This is a genomic window from Nonomuraea sp. NPDC023979, assembly GCF_040639085.1.
GTDB classification, from domain to species: domain Bacteria; phylum Actinomycetota; class Actinomycetes; order Streptosporangiales; family Streptosporangiaceae; genus Nonomuraea; species Nonomuraea ceibae.
The window spans coordinates 68,437-81,920 of the sequence record NZ_JBEZZG010000016.1; the positions used below are offsets into that span (position 1 = coordinate 68,437).

25 protein-coding genes are annotated in these 13,484 nt (G+C 69.4%); 9 read left to right on the forward strand and 16 right to left on the reverse strand.

From position 1 onward, the window contains the following. The first annotated feature begins 19 nt into the window (after positions 1-19). The 4 genes from AB0G11_RS26305 to AB0G11_RS26320 are packed head-to-tail and all read left to right on the forward strand — an operon-like array spanning position 20 to position 1,869. Positions 20-736 carry a hypothetical protein gene (locus tag AB0G11_RS26305; RefSeq protein WP_357588865.1) on the forward strand — a complete coding sequence of 239 codons (717 nt, stop codon included), beginning with the start codon at positions 20-22 and terminating at the stop codon, positions 734-736. Between the two features lie 11 nt (positions 737-747). After that, positions 748-1,278, forward strand: coding sequence for a hypothetical protein (locus AB0G11_RS26310; RefSeq protein ID WP_357588867.1), 531 nt, complete (start codon positions 748-750; stop codon positions 1,276-1,278). Continuing rightward, positions 1,275-1,631 carry a hypothetical protein gene (locus AB0G11_RS26315; RefSeq protein WP_357588869.1) on the forward strand — a complete coding sequence of 119 codons (357 nt, stop codon included), beginning with the start codon at positions 1,275-1,277 and terminating at the stop codon, positions 1,629-1,631. Before AB0G11_RS26310 ends, AB0G11_RS26315 begins: the two co-directional genes overlap by 4 nt. 46 nt (positions 1,632-1,677) lie before the next feature. Beyond that, positions 1,678-1,869 carry a hypothetical protein gene (locus AB0G11_RS26320; RefSeq protein ID WP_357588871.1) on the forward strand — a complete coding sequence of 64 codons (192 nt, stop codon included), beginning with the start codon at positions 1,678-1,680 and terminating at the stop codon, positions 1,867-1,869. A gap of 214 nt (positions 1,870-2,083) precedes the next feature. Here the strand turns inward: AB0G11_RS26320 and AB0G11_RS26325 are convergent, their stop codons facing one another. The 4 genes from AB0G11_RS26325 to AB0G11_RS26340 form a co-directional block, all read right to left on the reverse strand. Next, positions 2,084-3,001: a hypothetical protein gene (locus AB0G11_RS26325; RefSeq protein WP_357588873.1), complete on the reverse strand. Its 918-nt coding sequence runs from the start codon at positions 2,999-3,001 to the stop codon at positions 2,084-2,086. A gap of 198 nt (positions 3,002-3,199) precedes the next feature. Further along, positions 3,200-4,057, reverse strand: a complete 858-nt coding sequence (locus AB0G11_RS26330) for a helix-turn-helix transcriptional regulator (RefSeq protein WP_357588875.1) — start codon at positions 4,055-4,057, stop codon at positions 3,200-3,202. Between the two features lie 14 nt (positions 4,058-4,071). After that, a complete protein-coding gene (locus AB0G11_RS26335) occupies positions 4,072-4,620 on the reverse strand; it encodes a DUF6879 family protein (protein WP_357588877.1) in 549 nt (182 codons plus the stop codon). Continuing rightward, positions 4,617-4,817 (reverse strand): hypothetical protein, encoded by a 201-nt coding sequence (locus AB0G11_RS26340; protein WP_357588879.1) that lies wholly within the window; start codon positions 4,815-4,817, stop codon positions 4,617-4,619. The genes AB0G11_RS26335 and AB0G11_RS26340 overlap by 4 nt, the downstream gene beginning before the upstream one ends. Before the next feature lie 205 nt (positions 4,818-5,022). Here AB0G11_RS26340 and AB0G11_RS26345 point away from each other — a divergent pair, with 205 nt between their 5' ends. After that, positions 5,023-5,847, forward strand: coding sequence for a hypothetical protein (locus AB0G11_RS26345; RefSeq protein WP_357588881.1), 825 nt, complete (start codon positions 5,023-5,025; stop codon positions 5,845-5,847). Here AB0G11_RS26345 and AB0G11_RS26350 read toward each other — a convergent pair. Then, complete coding sequence (locus AB0G11_RS26350; protein ID WP_357588883.1) at positions 5,844-6,353, reverse strand: hypothetical protein; 510 nt, start codon at positions 6,351-6,353, stop codon at positions 5,844-5,846. The genes AB0G11_RS26345 and AB0G11_RS26350 overlap by 4 nt on opposite strands. Before the next feature lie 259 nt (positions 6,354-6,612). Between AB0G11_RS26350 and AB0G11_RS26355 the strand changes: the two genes are divergently transcribed. The 4 genes from AB0G11_RS26355 to AB0G11_RS26370 are packed head-to-tail and all read left to right on the forward strand — an operon-like array spanning position 6,613 to position 8,411. Beyond that, positions 6,613-6,975 (forward strand): hypothetical protein, encoded by a 363-nt coding sequence (locus tag AB0G11_RS26355; RefSeq protein WP_357588885.1) that lies wholly within the window; start codon positions 6,613-6,615, stop codon positions 6,973-6,975. Continuing rightward, the gene (locus AB0G11_RS26360; protein WP_357588887.1) at positions 6,975-7,391 is read left to right on the forward strand and encodes a hypothetical protein; all 417 of its coding nucleotides are present in this window, start codon (positions 6,975-6,977) and stop codon (positions 7,389-7,391) included. The genes AB0G11_RS26355 and AB0G11_RS26360 overlap by 1 nt, the downstream gene beginning before the upstream one ends. Then, the gene (locus tag AB0G11_RS26365; RefSeq protein WP_357588889.1) at positions 7,388-7,837 is read left to right on the forward strand and encodes a hypothetical protein; all 450 of its coding nucleotides are present in this window, start codon (positions 7,388-7,390) and stop codon (positions 7,835-7,837) included. The genes AB0G11_RS26360 and AB0G11_RS26365 overlap by 4 nt, the downstream gene beginning before the upstream one ends. Position 7,838: 1 nt before the next feature. Continuing rightward, the gene (locus tag AB0G11_RS26370; protein WP_357588891.1) at positions 7,839-8,411 is read left to right on the forward strand and encodes a hypothetical protein; all 573 of its coding nucleotides are present in this window, start codon (positions 7,839-7,841) and stop codon (positions 8,409-8,411) included. Between the two features lie 19 nt (positions 8,412-8,430). Here AB0G11_RS26370 and AB0G11_RS26375 read toward each other — a convergent pair whose 3' ends face one another. The 11 genes from AB0G11_RS26375 to AB0G11_RS26425 form a co-directional block, all read right to left on the reverse strand. Then, entirely contained in the window at positions 8,431-9,129 is a 699-nt protein-coding gene (locus tag AB0G11_RS26375) for a hypothetical protein (protein ID WP_357588893.1), read from the reverse strand. Positions 9,130-9,495: 366 nt separating this feature from the next. Further along, positions 9,496-9,648: a hypothetical protein gene (locus AB0G11_RS26380; RefSeq protein ID WP_357588895.1), complete on the reverse strand. Its 153-nt coding sequence runs from the start codon at positions 9,646-9,648 to the stop codon at positions 9,496-9,498. Further along, entirely contained in the window at positions 9,638-9,892 is a 255-nt protein-coding gene (locus tag AB0G11_RS26385) for a hypothetical protein (protein WP_357588897.1), read from the reverse strand. Before AB0G11_RS26385 ends, AB0G11_RS26380 begins: the two co-directional genes overlap by 11 nt. Beyond that, entirely contained in the window at positions 9,889-10,308 is a 420-nt protein-coding gene (locus AB0G11_RS26390; RefSeq protein WP_357588899.1) for a hypothetical protein, read from the reverse strand. Before AB0G11_RS26390 ends, AB0G11_RS26385 begins: the two co-directional genes overlap by 4 nt. Then, positions 10,305-10,694: a hypothetical protein gene (locus tag AB0G11_RS26395; RefSeq protein ID WP_357588901.1), complete on the reverse strand. Its 390-nt coding sequence runs from the start codon at positions 10,692-10,694 to the stop codon at positions 10,305-10,307. The genes AB0G11_RS26390 and AB0G11_RS26395 overlap by 4 nt, the downstream gene beginning before the upstream one ends. After that, positions 10,691-11,194 carry a hypothetical protein gene (locus tag AB0G11_RS26400; protein WP_357588902.1) on the reverse strand — a complete coding sequence of 168 codons (504 nt, stop codon included), beginning with the start codon at positions 11,192-11,194 and terminating at the stop codon, positions 10,691-10,693. Before AB0G11_RS26400 ends, AB0G11_RS26395 begins: the two co-directional genes overlap by 4 nt. A gap of 311 nt (positions 11,195-11,505) precedes the next feature. Next, on the reverse strand, positions 11,506-11,700 hold the full coding sequence (locus AB0G11_RS26405; protein WP_357588904.1) for a hypothetical protein: 195 nt from the start codon (positions 11,698-11,700) through the stop codon (positions 11,506-11,508). After that, on the reverse strand, positions 11,697-12,059 hold the full coding sequence (locus tag AB0G11_RS26410; RefSeq protein ID WP_357588906.1) for a hypothetical protein: 363 nt from the start codon (positions 12,057-12,059) through the stop codon (positions 11,697-11,699). The genes AB0G11_RS26405 and AB0G11_RS26410 overlap by 4 nt, the downstream gene beginning before the upstream one ends. Further along, positions 12,056-12,445 (reverse strand): hypothetical protein, encoded by a 390-nt coding sequence (locus tag AB0G11_RS26415; RefSeq protein WP_357588908.1) that lies wholly within the window; start codon positions 12,443-12,445, stop codon positions 12,056-12,058. The genes AB0G11_RS26410 and AB0G11_RS26415 overlap by 4 nt, the downstream gene beginning before the upstream one ends. Then, a complete protein-coding gene (locus AB0G11_RS26420; RefSeq protein WP_357588910.1) occupies positions 12,442-12,987 on the reverse strand; it encodes a hypothetical protein in 546 nt (181 codons plus the stop codon). The genes AB0G11_RS26415 and AB0G11_RS26420 overlap by 4 nt, the downstream gene beginning before the upstream one ends. A gap of 140 nt (positions 12,988-13,127) precedes the next feature. After that, positions 13,128-13,469, reverse strand: coding sequence for a hypothetical protein (locus tag AB0G11_RS26425; protein ID WP_357588912.1), 342 nt, complete (start codon positions 13,467-13,469; stop codon positions 13,128-13,130). Positions 13,470-13,484: the final 15 nt, after the last annotated feature.

Sequence of the window (13,484 nt, forward strand, 5' to 3'; positions counted from 1 at the left end):
CCCACCCGAAAGGACCACCATGAATCTGCCCCCCGACAACCACATCGACCAGACCTGGCGCATCAGCACCTACAACGTCATCCCTGTCGACCACGCCGACTACGCCGAGATCGCCACCACCTTTCAGTCCAAGCACCGGCCCAGCGGCGACCTCGGCCTCATCCACTTCGAGTCGCCGCTGTACGGCGCCGTCTACGTCGACACCGCCGCCGCCGTCACCCGCTACGGTCGCGGCCAGGCAACCCTCGACCTGGACCGCGCGGACGGCGCCCTCTACCTCGGCTGGCCCTTCACCGGCCCGTGGGAGAGGATCCGGCCCAAGGGCGGCTGGTGGCGGGACACCCTGGAAGGGGTGATCTTCACGGTGGAAGGCGTCGTCGTCTACGAGGGCTCCAGCCACCCCTCCTCGCCCGGCTACGAGAAGGTGTCCGGCCCCGAGGGCGTCATCACCTGGCACTGCACCGTGTGCCACGAGGGCGCCGACAGTGGCTGGGTCAGCACCCCCTCTTCGCGCGAGCAGACGGTCAAGGACGCCCACCGGCACCTCAAACAGGGCCACGCCCCGGTCAACGCCAGCCTGGAGCGGGCCGCCGCCGAGCTCGCGTCCAAGCTCATCTCCCGCCAGCAGGGCCGCAACGTCCGGATCGACCCCGTCGGGCTCGCCGACCGCTCGTGCGGCCAGTGCGCGCTCATCAACCGGCTGGCCAACCAGGGCCACGTCGCCCGAATCTTCTAAGGAGCGTCTCCATGACCGAACACATCAGACCACCCGGCAAATCCAACGTCGTGAGTGCCGTCATGGCGGAGATCGCCCGCAGCCGCACCTTCGAGCTGGTCGACCTCAAGGCCCGCCGCCCCGACCGCCCCGCCTGCCGGGGGGAGGTGCGGTGGCTCATCAGCGGCGCCATGCCGCCGCGCATCCCCGACGGCGTCGACTACGCCGCCACCACCACGGCCGAGGTGGCGAAGATGCTGCGCACGCTGCACAGCGTCATCGAGGCGCGCACCAAGCTGATGGCCGGCAACGACGGCAAGCACCTCCCCGGCCAGACCGACGTGCCGGTGGTGCTGTGCATCGACGAGGGCGCCGACCTGCTCACCGCGCCGGATGCTTCCGACGTCAGAGCGACGCTGAAGCACATCCTGGAGCAGGGCCGCCGGACTAAGGTGCGGACCGCGTTCCGCAGCGCGCACGACCGGCGCCGGGTCTGGCAGTACGCCTCCCCGGAGGCGCTGGAGGCCGCCCTGGAGCGCGCCGAGACGGAGGAGGGGGCGTGAGCGAGATCGTCATCACCACCGAGCCGATCCGGCCTGGCAGCAGCATCGGTCTGACGCTGTGCCACGACCAGTTCCCGGTCGAGTTCGAGGTGTACGCGAACGGCCGCCTGTTTACCCTCACCTGCGGCGGCTGCGTCAAGGACGTGCCCGGCTACGGTGGCGGCCTGCAGCCCGACGACGTCATCCCCAACCACTGGACCGTCCGTAACCCCGGCGGCACTCTGCGCGGCTTCTACGGTGGCCGAACCGCCGAGGATGTCCGCCGAGCCTTCGACCTCGACAGCGACGTCGACCCGGCCCGACTGTCCATCACACCGACCACCGCCCGTGTCCTGTTCGCCCTTCCCCGATGACCACCGACCGGCCGGGTCGCGACCCCCGGCAGACAGGAGAGAGCTCATGAGCAGCCGCGTCCGCATCCTGCTGGAGTGGTACGACCCCAACGCGACCCGCGCCGAGGCTGAGGCGTTCGCTCAGGCCCGGGAGGAGAAGCTGCGCGCCGACTACCCGGGCGCGATCGCCTCGCTCTACGTCGAGACCGATCCGCCCCAGAGCGAGGTTGAGGGCCTGCTGCCCCACCCCATGACGTAGTCCCTTCGGCATGCGTATGGCCCGCCAGAGGCGTCTCTGGCGGGCCATACGCGTATCCAGGGACGCGCGCGACGTCCCGTGGTAGGTTCCCGTCCGCGGCGGTAGCGCGCGCCGTTGCCCCGGCAGTTGAAGGGGTGAGAAGGTCCGTGGGGATCGACGCTACCGGGGCGATCCCCACCAGGCTGGCTGGTAGGGATCGCCCCGTTCAGTACCGTCAGCGTCTTCCGTAGATGTGGATGGGAACGGCCAGCTCGGCACTCAGGATGGCTGCGCCGTCGGTGGAAGTCTCCACCCGCACGATCGTTGACCACTGGTGCCGGCGGGTCTTCTCCCAGAGCAGCTCCACATGGCCGACCAGGAAGTCGACGGCGCCGGCCGTGCCCGGCTCGTGCATGCCGCCGACGTAGAGCCAGCCGCCCGCGCCGTCGGGCCGGCGGATCCGGCCGAGATGCGCGTAGCAGACCCGCGAGGCGGACGCACTGTGCGGCTCATCGTCGAACCCCGATCGGAACTCCTCGCCGCTGGTGACGTCGACCAGAATCCACCGCCCGTCGCCGTCGCGCCGCCACTTGATCGCCGGATCGGCCGTGACCGCCTGAGCGATCAGCGGAGACGCTCGCGGGGAGGCCAGCACGGCAACGTCGCGGTTCAGATCGAGCCAGCCCGTCGCGGTGATCACTTCCTTTGCCGTGGTCATGCCCATCCCAGACAGCAGGCGATCAATCTTCGCGACGGCGTCGCGTGCCAGCATCGGCGCGGCCGGCTGAGACCTGGCGGCCCGCCTGCGGACGGTTGCGATCGTCAGGGTGGCGCCGGGGCGCGGCGTCGACACGAAGAGGCCACGCTCGGGGCCAGGCCCGTGGCCGGCGAGCGTGCTCAGCCGCGCCCTGCTGATTCCCCAGCTGCGCGCCATCTCTGCGGGGATCACGCCCTGGGCCTTCAGGTCGTCGATGGCGCCGCGCCGAATGCCCGACAGGTCGGTCACGGCCTCCTGCAGGTAGCTCTGGAGTCGCCCAACCTCACGGCCACGCAGGTCGGGATCAGCGATCTGCCGGATCCGTTCAATCTCCTGCTGCAGCGCCTCCAGCGCTGGGCCGGTCTGCGCCGGGGGATCTTGATGTTCAGCGGTCACCAGGCCAGCATGCCGTGTCCGTACTGCGACGACTACGGCCTGCCAGAAGCAACCTGGCAGGCCGTAGTCGTGCTCGTAGTCGGGCGGGTGTGTTACTTCGTCACAGGGCCGAGGACGTGCGCACGTTCCGTCTGCGGCATGGTGATGCCTCCATCTGTCGTGGTGGGGGTCGCGTCCCGCCAGCGGTGATGCCTGATGTCAGGTGGGCAGTGCGACGGCGGCCGCGAGGAGAAGATCGCGAGCGTCGTCACCGGTGATCGCGTTGGCCCACAGCCTCTCCAGGACGCGGCTGTAGGTCTCGGCCTTCTCATCAAAGTAGCGGTGCTCGCTGAGGAAGCTCTCCACGATCGCTACCGGCCCGTCCTCGCGGACGTAAATCTGGAAGCTGTTCTGCGGGATGATGTCCAGCTCGACGTGCATGGGCAGAATGCCGAATCGAACCTGGTTCAGCCCGATGACGGTCTGGAGCCGGTCGAGCTGACTCCGCATCACCGCAGGTGAGCAGACCAGCGTGTGCAGCGCCGACTCGGCAATCAGGAACTCGAACTCCTTCCCCTCGTCATAGATCATCTGCTGGCGCTGCATGCGCGCCGCGACGGCCGCGTCAACGTCGTCAATCTCCATTCCGTGGAGCCACTTCATCTCGGCCAGGACACGCTTGGCGTAGGCCGGCACCTGCAGCAGGCCGGGAATGAAGATGGTCTCAAAGTGCTGGACAAGGCGCGAGTGGCGGACCAAGTCGTTGTAGCTCTCCTGCACCTCCTTCTGACCGTGGCGCACTCGGGCCTTGAACGTGGCGTGAACCACCTGGGCTTCCTCGCGCATGGTGACCAGCTCGGCGAGGGTCTCGGCCGTGCCGCCGCACGTCTCGACCCACGCGCGGATGTCCTCGGGGGAGGGCAGCTGCTTGCCGGTCTCGATGCGTGACACCTTGGACTGTGCCCAGCCGTGCGCGTCGGCCAGATCCTTGCCGGAGAGATCCGCCTGCGCGCGCATGATGCGCAGGCGGGTCGCTATCCCCTCCGGCTGAGTCAGCCACTCCTGAATCGAATCCACTTGCATTCCTTCTGTTAGGCGGGCGCGGCCAGGTGGGCCTGGACGCTGTGGTGGACTGCCAGGTCCCGCCACATGCACGCCTGAAGCACGGTGTCGGCGTCTTCCACGAGCTCGGTCCGGATACGCCGTCCCGCGTCATCGAACTGCATAACGATCAGTCTTGCCGAGTCGAGCAGCCACCAGTCGTCGCGGCCCGCGCTCGGGAGCAGGCCGATCTCGAATGCTGCTGGCCGGGGCAGATAGCGCATGATCTCGCCCGCGCCGATGTTCCAGGTGTCCAGCCACCGCTCAAACCGCTGGTAGTCGGTGGGAGGCTCCTGCTGAACGCGGACGCGCTCAACACGTTTTCCGTGCCGGACGTGGTCAGCGATCCGGTCGTACCACTGCCGGAACTCGGGGACCGACGTCGGTGGCACTGGCTGCTGGCGCAGGAATGCCGCGAACAGCTCAGTCTCCGTCGGCTCCTGGTAGGCGTCCTGCAGTTCGAGGCGGAACGCCGTGTGCTCGAACTCGTGCAGGACCTCCCCGAATTCGTTGGCGGTGAGGGTACGACGAGTGGTCACACCGTGCCTCGCACGCGGTCGATGACGTTCGCGGGGACGAAGATAGCGTCCTCGTCGCCGGCCAGGTCACGCAGCTGGGCTCGGGTCGCCTCGTCGAGGACCTTGCCCTGCACGACGTAGCCGCCGGGCGCCTCGTAGAGCGCGGGGCAGCCGCCGGCGCCGGAGTCCTGGTCTTTCCAGAGGAACTTGATCCGCATGGTGATCCTTCCGTCTGTGGTCTCGCATCACCGCTCTCATGCTCGCAAGATGCGAGCACGATTGCAAACAATCCCCGCTCCTGATGCGCATCAGGAGCGGGGATCACTTACTGGGTGCGAGACCTGGCACTTCCAGCGTAGCCGATGCGGCGCATTTTCTTGATTATGCTTGACTTATGCGCAACACGGCGTGAGCCTATGGATTGTGAAACGGACTGGCATCCAGATCGAGAACCGCCGCGTGCGTGCCCTGCGAAGTCGGGAGCACCGCCGACACATCAACAACCTCCGCGCCGGGGGCGCCACTGCGGAGCAGATCGCCCACGCTGAGGCGCTGTTCCACGCCCAGGAGGAGACCCGGGCCCAGCGCGGCGGCTCCAGCCGGGTGCGCCGCCAGTACGGCCCGCCCTGGCAGATCCCCGCCACCACCCCGAAGGAGACTCTCGTGACGGGATTTCTCGACGACTCCAGCGAGCCGCGCGAGCAGCTGCCGCGCACCGTGGACGCCCAGTTCGTCACCTACCCCAGCCCGCACGGCCAGCTCGTGCAGATGAGCATCAACCTGCGGCCCGTCGGCCGCCCGCTCAGCGACCACGGCCGCCACGACGGCTACCGCTGGCACAACGCGCTGCACCTCGCGTTCGCGACGGTGCTCGGCTGGTCTCCCGTCACCCGCTCCATCATCGGCGTCGAGCGGGTCTCCGACCCGTTCACGGCCAACGTCGAGGACGGCCCCCACGCCCGCAGCATCGAGGAGCAGGCCGCTTGGGCCATCGTGTGCGATGCGCGCGGCCGAGGCTGGTACACCCACCAGGGGCCCGGCAAGCCGCTACTACGGCAGCTCCAAACGCTCACCGCCGACCTGGAGGTGAGCAGCCGCACCAGCGAGGAATGGCGGCAGGCCGCCGTGGTCGGCGTGCAGTGCATGCGCGCGCTGTGGCAGAACGGCGGCGGCCGCCTCGCCGGCGACATGGTGATCGGCACCCTCGCCTACGAAGCGGCCGCCGCCGTGATGCCCGTCAGCGCCTAACCGGCCTGGCCCGGCGCCGCACCAGGCCCCTGCTCGGCCTCGGCGTCGCGCAGCAGTTCGTCCGCCATCCGATCCACCATGGCCGACCCTCCGCGCACCTGCCGCAGGTAGGAGAAGAAGTTCTCCACCCATCCCGCGCCCATCTGGCCGACGTTGGTGAGCGCCTCCGTGACCATCTGGTCCGACTCGGTCGCCTCGGCCGCCGTCAGCCACACACGAGCCATCTCGCGGGCCTCCGCCGCCGACACCGTCGCCTTCTGAGAGCCGCGCTGCAGGATCACCATCGCCTCACGCCGGGTTGAGGACCCGGCCGGGACCAGGGTGATGGTCGACTTGCACCCGAAGTGGCGCTTACCTCTGCCCGACTCCGCCAGGGTGAGAATGTCGCTGGTCACCCGGGACACAACCTCAGGCGGCAGGCCGACCTTCGTGACGAGCGTCAACGCCAGCTCGGCGTAGAGCGCGCACTGCAGCAGGTCCAACGCCGTCTCACGGACGTCGGCCACGCTGGCGTACCACTCCAGCGGGCCCCATGTCAGCTGGCATACAGGAGTGTTGTCGGGTCACGCGTGGAGACGATCCACAGCGCGTCCCCCTGATCTTTTAACATGAGCGCAGCGTAACGGAAGCCGAACGCACGGTTCGGGAGTTTGGCGCGCGCGTTGCCGAACGCACGGGCCCGCCGGCCGCGCCGCACGCGCAACCGGCGACCCCTCCCGCGCAAACCGCCGCCACCTGTCAGCCCTGCCAAGTATCGTCGCCCTCATGACCACCGTCAGACTCCCCCTGGTCGTAGCCCCCCTGTACGAGGAATGCGTCCGGTCCGCCCAGGCCGGCAGCGGCGAGCACGCCGCCCTCGCGGTCCTGCTCGCCGACCCGATCGTTCACACCGACAGGTTCGTCCGCCACGCGGACGCCTCAGGCGTCGACTGGGATCCCCTGCTCGACGAGCCCTGGTCATCCTCCGAGGAGTTCCTGCTGCGCGTCGCGGCGGGCCTGTGGGGGCGACGGACGACGGCCGACATGAGCCGCCTGCCGTTCCTCGACGACGCCCATTTCCAGCTGTTCCAGGACATGATCGCCGCCCGGAGGACCGCCCGGGTCCCCGAGTCTCGACTGCAGCGCTGATGCACACCCACAGCGACGTGCCGCTCCCGGCCATCCACCCTGGCAGCCCGCAGCAGGCCGACATGGTCGGATTCGGCCGGCTGCTCGGCGCCGCGCTCGAAGGCTGCCAGACGTGTCAGCGCGCCCACATCGGTGACCTGCTCGGCGACCACCGCGTCATCGCCCACGCTGCGGCCATGGCCTGGACGCTCGAACGCAGCTTCTGTGAGCAGTACGTCGGCGTCGCCCGCCGCATCGAGGAGCTCCCGCCGGCCGTCCGGCCGATCGCTACCGCCGTCGACACCGCCACCAGTACCGACTCCACCACGTGGGAACACGCCGCCGCCGCCCTGGATCGGGCCAGCCGACAGGAGGCGCTGGACTACGCCCTGGACATCCTGATCGGCGTCATGAGCACGAAGGTCATCGCATCGTGAGCGACCTCCACGCCGACGCTGACATCGCCTACCACGGCATGCTCAGCGACACCCTGCCCGTGCCGCTGCTGTACGTGTACGGCGACGACGACCGCTCCCGCGACTACATGATCCCGATCGTGAAACGGTACGGCCTGCCGCAACTGCGCGTGGACGGCCCCGAGAACGCCGCCACGCTCATGGTCGAACCCGCCGCCCCCGGCTGGCAGGTCGTCATCGGCCCCGGCAAGGCGTTCACCGTCACATGGCCCTTCTCCCGGCCGCTCGCCTACGGCGGCGGCATGACCACCCCGGGCTGGACCCGGGCCGCGTTGAAGGCGGGGGAGTGCTGGCTCCTGGTCGGCCCTCCCCACAACTGGATCAGCACCGTCTCCGTGCACGAGGTCATCAGCAGCGTGTGGAAGGCCGGCGGCGCTCTGGGCATCGTCCCGGTCGTGCGAGGCTGACGTGGCTGTCGGAGACGTGACCGGCATCATCGGCGCCGCCAGCGGCATCCTGGCCCTCGGCGTGGCGTCCTGGGCCGCACGCTCGGCCCGCCGCTCCGCCGACGAGGCCGCCGCGCTGCGCGCCCAGGACGCCGAGCGTCTCGCCGACGAGAGAGAAGCCCGCCACGATCAGCTGGCCCCCGTCCACCCCGGCGTCCTGCAAGCCAACTTCGGCACCGTCAACTTCGCCGGCCAGCGCGGCCTGTTCGTGTACCTGACGCTGCCGCGCTCCTACCGCGTCAGGGGACGCGGCTGCTACAGCGACACCAGCTGGACCGACCTCACCCTGCCGGGCGTGCTGGACGGCGGCGTCGCGCACAACCTCTGCATCGAGTCGTGGACGCAAGACCAGACCGAACCGCGTATCCAGCACCTGCTGTTCGACCTGTGGCCGCCACTCCCCGGTGACGCCGTCTCACTCTGGTCATGCCCATGCGGCCGCCCCAGCGGGGAGACGCTCACCCCGCCCGGACACTGGCAGATGCGCGTCGACTTCAAGCCGCCCCCGCGCAGCCGCATCCGCACGATGACCTGACTCCGCACAGCTGCTCTCCTCAGCCGCGCAGAGACACCACCTCAGCATCGGCCGGCGCTCGCACCTGGTCGCCGTACAGCACCATCGCCAGCGCCTTAGCGATCCGCATCATCGTCATCGTGGAGATGCCGCCCGGGAACCTGGCGCCACGGTGCTCACGGCTCTTGGAGATGCACGGCGAGTCGACGCTCTGCCAGAACATGCGCCGCACCTGCTTGGGGGTGTGCCGGAACCGGATCGCTTGCCAGTATCGGCCGTCGATGTCGGCAGCAAGCACCATGCAGGACTCCCGGGCGTCCGGACGCTCGTGGTAGCGCCGCTCGGCGCTGTCCCGCTTCCAGCGGCGCTCCTCCAACGGCGTCGCCGTGGCCGGGCTGTGCTCGACGCTGTACATCTCCTGCAGCAGCATGTAGCCGTACAGGGTCGGTTCCTCGCCCTCCCGCGCCAGCCGCGCCTGCTCGTGAGCGTCGTCGCTGGCCAGGCCCGCCAGCAGGTCCGGGTAGGCGTTCGGCCGCGTCGTCACCTCGATCTGGTGCGCCGGCCCCGCCGACATGCGGCTGCCGTCCCAGCGCAGCGGCACGAACAGGTGCGGTAGATCCCACTGCGGGACACCATTCCGCTCACGCGACCGGAACAGCCGCATCATCTCCCGCTCCACGTGCCCCGGCGGCGCGTTCCGGCGCGCACCCCTCGGCAGTCGCGCCGGCGTCTCGCTCATCCTGATCATCCTCCGGACGGTCGAACGGGGGGGCTCCGCCCATCCTTTCAAACGAAACGGCAAGGCGCCCCCGCTTCGAGCGAGGGGCGCCTGGTCCTGCTGTTACCCGGTCGGCGGGGTGTCCTGTGCATGCAGCTCCACCAGGCCCGGCGTTCGCCCTGGCGCTCCCCGTGATCTGGTTCTGGGAGCCGCCGGCCGGGCCTCTGGGCGTCTGACCTGGGCAAAACGAAAGCCCCCGGCCCGCGAAAGCTGGGGGCTTTCTTAGGTGGCGACCGGTGTCATAGGCACCAAAACTCCCCCAACCAGACCAGGGAGCTAGCACCGGTTCTTGATCATCCTGTCTGTCCGGACCACCCGGGCCTGAGCCTACTTCCGATCGGGCCTGAAGTGGGACGCGGCGGCCCGCGCGATCTCCTCGGCCCGCGCGGCCACCACGGAGTCGAACGACTCCAGCGATTCCTGTAGCCGCTGGGTCAGCTCCTCCCGGTCCTCCATTCGAGCACCGCCATCAGTGGTCATGGCGGCACCCGTCCTCCCAGCACGGCCGCTCCGGCCGGTCCGGAGGGGACAGGGACTCGGGAAGGGTGTGCCGTCCGGCGATGGCATCCAACTGCGCGCTGATGCCGATGCCAATGCGCGGGGACGGCCCGAACCTGACGATCACATCACGGGCGGCGCCCTCGAAGTCGAGGTTGGCGCCGGATCCGAAGTACCGGCGCAGCTGGCAGGCCACCTCGGCCACCGTGTCCTGCTCGGTGCTCACCGGGATCTCCTCTCCGATAGCTCGACGACCTGCACCCGCACCGGGCCGGGCAGCCTCGTGTCCGGCCCGGCGGAGCCTCGCCAGCCTTCGATCTCGAAGTAGGCGTTGCCGAGCACCGTGGCCAGCACCGTCGTCGCGTACGCGGCCTGCTCGTGGACTTTGAGCAGGGAGTTGCGTAGCGGCCCCTCGACGTACCACCGGCTGGCCTTGGTGCTGGCCAGGTAGGTGAACCGCAACCGCACCTGCCCTGTGGTGAACGTGAGCTCGAAGTCGTCGAGCGGCTGCATCGACAGGTAGAAGTCACGCAGCCGGTCGGGCCTGAAGTGGAACGTGTCGTCCTCGTAGCCGGAGACGCGCGGGGGCCACCGACAGGTGATGGTCACCTGCCAGCGGACCGCGTCCATCGTTTCGCTCATCTGTTACGCATCAGGTTGTCGCGAACTTCCAGCAGTGCGTCGATCTGCTGGTCGACCCCCTCGACCGTGTCCGGCTGAGCACCCGTGACCTCGCGGCCAGTGATGATGATGAGGCCGTCGCCGGTCTGCCGTCCGACGTAGCCGAAGGTTTCCAGCGCGGTGCAAACCGCGCGCGTTGCGTCGTTTCGCCACGGGTAGAGCATGTGGATCTCCAGGATGACGCCGCTGGGAGTCTGGGTGACGTCCAGCCCGTACTCGCCGGTGCAGTGCACCGACTTGATCGCCGCCAGTGCCACCTTCTGAATCTCTGGCCGGTTCTCTTCCGTTAGCGGAATCTGCCGCCGCTGCGCCTCGCGGCCTTTGCGATTACGACCGAACAGATTCACCGCACGTCCTCCGGCCCGGCCTGGCGCAGCCCGTCCCGGGCGGCGGCGTCCCTGCTGCGGACGTCCAGCAGGATGCTGACCACGTCGGTGGCCAGCGAGTCCCCGATGTCGGACTGGTAGGCGGCGCTCACCTGCTCGCGTACCCACGCCACGGCGCCCTCGCTGCCCGCCTCGACGAGCGGGGCCGCGATGCGCATCACGCGGTCGGCGGTCGCGTCCGGCAGGTACCACAGCTCGGCCAGCGTGGCCGCGCCGGCGTGCATCGGGCCGGCCAGGAGCGGCTCGCTGTGGTGCGGGCAGCCGCAGCCGCCGTTCTTGTTGCCGTTGCACGAGCAGGTGCGGTGGAAGCCAAGCGCGCACTCCCGGAACCGGTGGTGGTTGTACGGCCCGTCGGTGGAGAGCAGCCGGTTGGTGTATCCGGCGTCAGTCTCGCCGTCGAGGCCGGGCGGAGGCGCCGGATAGTGGCGTCCCCTGACGCTCGTGAGCTCGCTAGCGGTCATGAAGAGATCCTTCCTTGTCGTGTCGAGGGTCGCGTCTCGAAGGCCGCTGTGGCCTGTTCTCTATTCTGTCGCCCGGGGCGCCGGTGCGCCATCCAGCCCGGCGGGCATCGGCTCGTGAGTGACACCGTGGAAGCCGGGCTGGGGCACGGTGTCCGCGGGTGCTTTGACGCAAGCCGTGAAGCCGTCGGCGTCGTTCCAAGCGCCGCTGGGCAGCTGCTTGATTCCGGTGCCGCAGTGGCGACACTTCGCGGTCGGCTTGAACTCTGGCACCGAACCGCGCGGCCAGAAGTAGGGGTCCATCATCGGGGGAGTCACGGCAAGATTCCGAACTGGCCGAACCGCACCTGCTGGTCGTGAGCCTCTTCCTCCGTAAGGTTCCCCATCTCCACGCCATGCTCGATCTGGTCATAGACCGCGCCCACGCAGCCCTCGCAGCCCTCGCATGTGCCCGGGTCCAGGTAGCCGTCCACTTCCTCAGCGGTGCACTCGTGCTGCGAAGCCGTCATGCCTGGTCCTCTCGGCCGGGGAGCGGGTCGCCGTCGGTGTGAGCGACCCGCAGGCCCAGCTTGCGGTACCACCACGCGAAAGCGGCGGCGGTGGGGATGCAGTATTCCTGAACCGGTTCGTCGTCTCCGTCGAGCACGTCCAGCACGGCGTAGCAGCCGCTGCCGGCGTCGCAGTTGGCCGGATGGACGTAGCCCACGGCGGCGGCCTGACGGAAGAGGCGGTTCATGGTCTCGCGGCCCCCAGACACGGGTTCGGAGATGGTGTACTGGCGACCCTTGTGAGGCGTGACCGCGCGGAACGCCGAGTAGGCGGCGGCCTCCTCGTGCAGGCGGGGCAGTTCTCCGGTGTGCGTGGTCACATCGTGTCCTCTCGATCGCGGTTGGCGTGGTGCTCGCGGATCGCGGTGAGCGCGAGCTCCACCAGGTGGTCGATGTTGCGTGCCAAGCGCGGCGCGACCTCCGTGTAAAGGACGGTGCCGCTGACCTCAGGTGTGTGATCGGTGACGTAGTCGACGGCCACGTACGAGCGCCACAGCTCCGGCGGGAAGTGCCAGCGGGTCAGGCCGACCATCACGCGGTAGCCGTCGTGGCCGTCGCCGTGATCCACCCAGGCGCCGTTTCGGCTGGACGGGAACGCGATCCGCAGATGGCCGTCGGCCGTGACGGCCGCCTGCAGGGCGGTATCGAACGCGGTCACGTGCGCGCTGTTGAGCGCGAGCTTCTCGGCCTTCTCGATGAGCGTCACCAGATGTCCACATCTGCTCGGTGCTCGGCCTGGACGGCCTCCGGCCACGCGGCCGGGTAGCAGCGGACGCAGGCGGGGGATCCGGCCGGGTGCGGGCCGGGCTTGGTCGGCATCCTGCCGCGCCGGCGGGACGGCCGGTAGTCGCCCCGTACGGGCTCCCAGGCCGTGCTGGGGCGCGGGAACGGCTCGGTGAGCAGGTCACCGCACGCCTTGCACTTCACCTGCTTGACCGGCCCGTTGGAGATCACGAGCGCGGCCGGGGCGGACCCGTCGGGTGCGGGGATCAGGTACGGCCAGCGGCCCCCGTACTGCGCGGGCATGTCTCCCGTCACCTCCCGGCGGGAGACGACGACGCCGGGCCCGAACACCTTACCCTCGCACCGGCGGATGATCCGCTGGTCATACTCGGTCGGCTCGGTGATCCAGGGCGTGCCCGCCCACGGCTCCCACGGCGCCAGCACCATCGGCCTGGTGAGCCGCATGTAGTGGACGCTGGTATCGCCGTCGCCGTCGGCGTAGACGAACAGGCCGCCGCGCAGCACGTCGCAGTACTTCTCTCGCTTCCGTCCCGCACCCCGGCCCTGTAGCGGCACCTGGCACTGGGGGCAAGAGTAGTTGCCCACCTTGGACCCCCGACGGGACGGCACCGAGTAGGTCTCTCGGCAGTTCGGGCAGACGCCAGTCACGATGATCCATCCCCTTCATGCTCGCGCCTCAGCTCATCCAGCGACACCGACTGGCCCGCGTGGGGAGCTGGCCGGTAGTCGTGGCCGCCAGCGGCCAGCCACGCCTCGTACGCTGCCCGGTCCGCGCAGAACGGGCAGTCGGCCTGTGCCTGCTCGGTGGGGTGGCTGTCGCAGTAGGCGTGGGCGGCCATCTGCTGCGCGAGCAGCGCGGCCGCACTGGCCTGGACGAGGTACCGCTCCCGGGCCGCATACCAGCGGTCAATGATGGCCTGGCTGATGGTGGCGGGCGTGACCTTCACACGGGGCAGCGCCGCCAGCAGCGCGTGCAGTGCTCCCACGTCTACCGGCTCGCC